Consider the following 3,244-nt stretch of genomic DNA (forward strand, 5'->3'; position numbering starts at 1 on the left):
AGCCGCCGAACACCTGCCAGCGGTCGATGCCGAGATGCTCACGCAAGCGCTCGATGTCGGCCACTAGATCCCAGGTGGTGTTCTCCTCCAGCGAGGCATGGGGGATCGATCGGCCGCAGCCGCGCTGGTCGAACAGCACGATGCGGTAGAGCCGGGGATCATGATAGCGCCGCATGATGGGCGTGACGCCGCCGCCGGGTCCGCCATGCAACATGACGACCGGCTTGCCGGACGGCGACCCGCATTCCTCGTAATAGAGCTCGTGCAGGTCCGACACTTTGAGCCGGCCCGAGCGGAAGGGCACGATTTCAGGGTAAAGCGACAGGCGTGGAGAGTCGGGCCGCGGGTCCATGGAAGCTCGTCAGTCCTCTTCGCTGCTCGCTGTGGCCGCCCGGGCTTGCGCCTGGTCGAACATGGTCTCGCCGTCGGGTTTGCGCATTTCCTCGTAATAGGCGGTGTCGAGGCTCGCCGGCTCCGGTCCGTAGAGGCTCACCCCGACGCCAGCGCCAAACGCCAGAACCGCCGCCACCAGGCAGGACATGGCCGTGCCCACGGCGGTCTCGGCCACGCCGAACAGGCCGCCCACGGTCAAGGCGAGAAAGAGGATGCCAAATCCGGTTGCCAGACTGGCGAGAGCGCCCCAGGTGGTGCAGCGCGGCCACCAGATCGCCAAAAGAAGAACCGGGAAGAACGTCGCGGCGGCGAAGGCGAAGGCCGTCACCGCGATATGCAACGCATCCACCTCGGCGATAAAGAGATAGACGGCCACCAGAAACGCACACGCGGCAATCACGGCCCATGCCGCCATGAGACGGGGCAGAACGATCGGCTTGCGGTCGAGCGTGCCGTAGACGTCGTCGGCGAGGCTCGCTCCAAGCGTGAACAGATGCGAGCCGGCCGCCGCGAGCGCGATCGCCAAGCCTGCCGCGGCCATGAGCGCGGTGAGAACGTAAGGAAGCTCAGCCAAGATCGGCAATGCCAGCGCGATTCCGTCGCGCGAGATCAAGAGCTCGCCCGCGCCGATCGTGCCGTCGCCGTTGATATCGCTCGCCTGCGCCAGCTGTCCCAGGCTTAAGCTGGAGAGCCAGGCCGGCAGGCCTTCGGTGGGAATGAGCGCCATGTCGCGGAACATCAGCACCTTGGCGAACGCTGCAAGCGACGGCGCGGTGATGACGAACACCGCGACGAGCAGAAGCGCCCAGGCGGTCGAGCGCCGCTGATCGGCCACCGAGCAGGTGACGCCGCTGCGCGCGATCAGGCTCGGCAGGGCGGCCGTGCCCAGCGCGAAACAGAAGAACAGCGCGAAGAAGCCCCGCTCGGTGATGGCGCCGAACGACTGAAGGAAGGGCTTCACGGCCGCCATGGGCTCGGGCGCCGGCAGAGCGCCGATATCGCCGGGCTCAACCGGCGACATGCCGGCGGCCGTCTCCGCGCTCTGCAAGGAGCCGAACATCTCGCCATAGGTAAATTGCGGCGCGGGTAGATGGGTCAGCAGCACCGAGACGACGATCAGCGGCACGGCGAGGCCGATGGCGCCGGCGATGAACTGCGCGCTGCCCGACCAGGTCAGGGCGCGCATGCCGCCGAGAATTCCCGTCGCGCGACGAGCACGACGATCAGCAGCACGGAGACCCAATAGGATGCGGGCAGGAAGATCGCCGCCACGGTTGCCGCGATGTTGATTTCCGCGGCGAGAAGCAGCGCCGTCGGCACGACTTGCAACGCGCTCGCCGCGAGCCGTATCTCGTGTGAGCGAAATCTTTGGCCGAGAAAGGCGGGCAGCGTGTAGGCGCCGGCCCGGCGCAAATAGGGCACGAACAGCACGCCGGAGAGCAACAGGCCGCACGTCCAGCCGAGACCGATGGCGAGCGCGTCGAAGCCGAGGAAGAAGACCGCGCCCGTGTAGGCGAAGAAGCCGGTGCCGCCCACCGTGATCGCCGCCAAGAGGAAGGCGTTATAGACTTGGGGAACCCGGCGCCCGGAGGTGAAGAAGTCTTCGACGTCGAGGGTGCGCGCCGCCACGGCGATGGCGAGATAGAGAAGCAGCGGCAATAGGATCATGAGCCGCGCGACCGCGCCGTCGCTCCAGCCGAGTTGCTCGGCCATGGCGAGCAGCAGCACCAGCGAGGCGAAGGCGCTGGCGACGATGCCGTAATAGGCGCCGAGATGCGGGTTCGGCGTGCGCTGGCGCGACTGCGCTGTCATCGCCTACGCCATCTCCTCATTGAAGCTCCGCGTGTGGTCGATGCGTTCCTGCACGCGCACGTACCAGAAGGCGATCACCACCGCGAAGATCAGGAGCCCCTGCGCCAGAAGATAGAAGCCGAGCGGGAAGTGCAGGAACCACAGCCGGTTCAGCGCGATCGCATATATAATGACGGCGGCCACGGTGCAGAAAACCGCCGCGATGGTGGTGATGGCGACGGCGAGCGTCCGCAACTGGTGGCGGTCGCGCACCGCGTTTTCGGTTTCGGCGGCTTCCGCTGTCACGTTCCCCTCCAATCCAAGGTCGAGCCAGGCCCCGGAGCCTGTCGAGCAGTTAGCAGCTAGGCGGAGCCTTGCAAACCGTGCTTTGAGGTGCAAATGCCCTTAAATCGTGGCAAAGAAGCAGTGTGCTCTCAACGGCTTGAGGGGGAATGCGGGCAATGCTCCAAGAATTCAAGGAATTCGCGTTACGCGGCAATGTGGTCGATATGGCCGTCGGTATCATCATCGGCGCGGCCTTTTCCACAATCGTCCAGTCGCTGGTGAACGACGTTATCATGCCGCCGATCGGGCTGATCACCGGCGGCATGGATTTCTCCGACCTCTTCATCAATTTGAGCGGGGGTGACTATCAATCGCTGGCGCAAGCGAGAGAAGCCGGAGCCGCCACGATCAATGTGGGCATCTTCATCAACAGCGTCATCAGCTTCGCCATCGTCGCTTTCGTGCTGTTCATGGTGATCAAGGGCATGAACCAGCTGCGCCGCAAACAGGAAGAGGAGCCGGCGACCGAGCCACCGCCCTCGCGCGAAGTGCAACTCCTGGAAGAGATCCGCGACGCCCTGGTGAAGCGCGGCTAGCACCTGCCGAAGGCTGATGGGAGGGGTAAGTCACGGATTAGAAGTCTGTTGCCCACAGCCCACTCACGACCTCTCTTCGTTGTCATCGCCCGGCTTGACCGGGCGATCCAGTAACCACTGTACCGGGTTGCAGCGAAGATCGGTGTTTACTGGATGCCCGCTTTCGCGGGCATGACAAT

At 64.9% G+C, this 3,244-nt stretch carries 5 protein-coding genes; 1 reads left to right on the plus strand and 4 read right to left on the minus strand.

Features of this window, described 5'->3' with window-relative positions:
* The 4 genes from AUC71_RS05810 to AUC71_RS05825 all read right to left on the minus strand — a co-directional run.
* Positions 1-352 (minus strand): alpha/beta fold hydrolase (locus tag AUC71_RS05810; RefSeq protein WP_141701479.1); only part of this gene is annotated, 352 nt, incomplete at its 3' end.
* A 9-nt stretch (positions 353-361) separates the two neighbouring features.
* Positions 362-1,579 carry a sodium:solute symporter family transporter gene (locus AUC71_RS05815; protein ID WP_069623508.1) on the minus strand — a complete coding sequence of 406 codons (1,218 nt, stop codon included), beginning with the start codon at positions 1,577-1,579 and terminating at the stop codon, positions 362-364.
* Positions 1,567-2,205: a sodium:solute symporter family transporter gene (locus tag AUC71_RS05820; protein WP_069623509.1), complete on the minus strand. Its 639-nt coding sequence runs from the start codon at positions 2,203-2,205 to the stop codon at positions 1,567-1,569. Before AUC71_RS05820 ends, AUC71_RS05815 begins: the two co-directional genes overlap by 13 nt.
* A gap of 3 nt (positions 2,206-2,208) precedes the next feature.
* A complete protein-coding gene (locus AUC71_RS05825) occupies positions 2,209-2,490 on the minus strand; it encodes a DUF4212 domain-containing protein (RefSeq protein ID WP_204376649.1) in 282 nt (93 codons plus the stop codon).
* A gap of 155 nt (positions 2,491-2,645) precedes the next feature.
* Here AUC71_RS05825 and mscL point away from each other — a divergent pair, with 155 nt between their 5' ends.
* Positions 2,646-3,065, plus strand: coding sequence for a large conductance mechanosensitive channel protein MscL (gene mscL, locus AUC71_RS05830; RefSeq protein ID WP_069623510.1), 420 nt, complete (start codon positions 2,646-2,648; stop codon positions 3,063-3,065).
* Positions 3,066-3,244: the final 179 nt, after the last annotated feature.

Source organism: Methyloceanibacter marginalis (genome assembly GCF_001723295.1).
GTDB classification, from domain to species: domain Bacteria; phylum Pseudomonadota; class Alphaproteobacteria; order Rhizobiales; family Methyloligellaceae; genus Methyloceanibacter; species Methyloceanibacter marginalis.

Bases quoted from the DNA above. Each gene is read 5' to 3' on its own strand.
- AUC71_RS05815 (WP_069623508.1), bottom strand. From the start codon at position 1,579: ATGCGCGCCCTGACCTGGTCGGGCAGCGCGCAGTTCATCGCCGGCGCC.
- AUC71_RS05820 (WP_069623509.1), bottom strand. From the start codon at position 2,205: ATGACAGCGCAGTCGCGCCAGCGCACGCCGAACCCGCATCTCGGCGCC.
- mscL (WP_069623510.1), top strand. From the start codon at position 2,646: ATGCTCCAAGAATTCAAGGAATTCGCGTTACGCGGCAATGTGGTCGAT.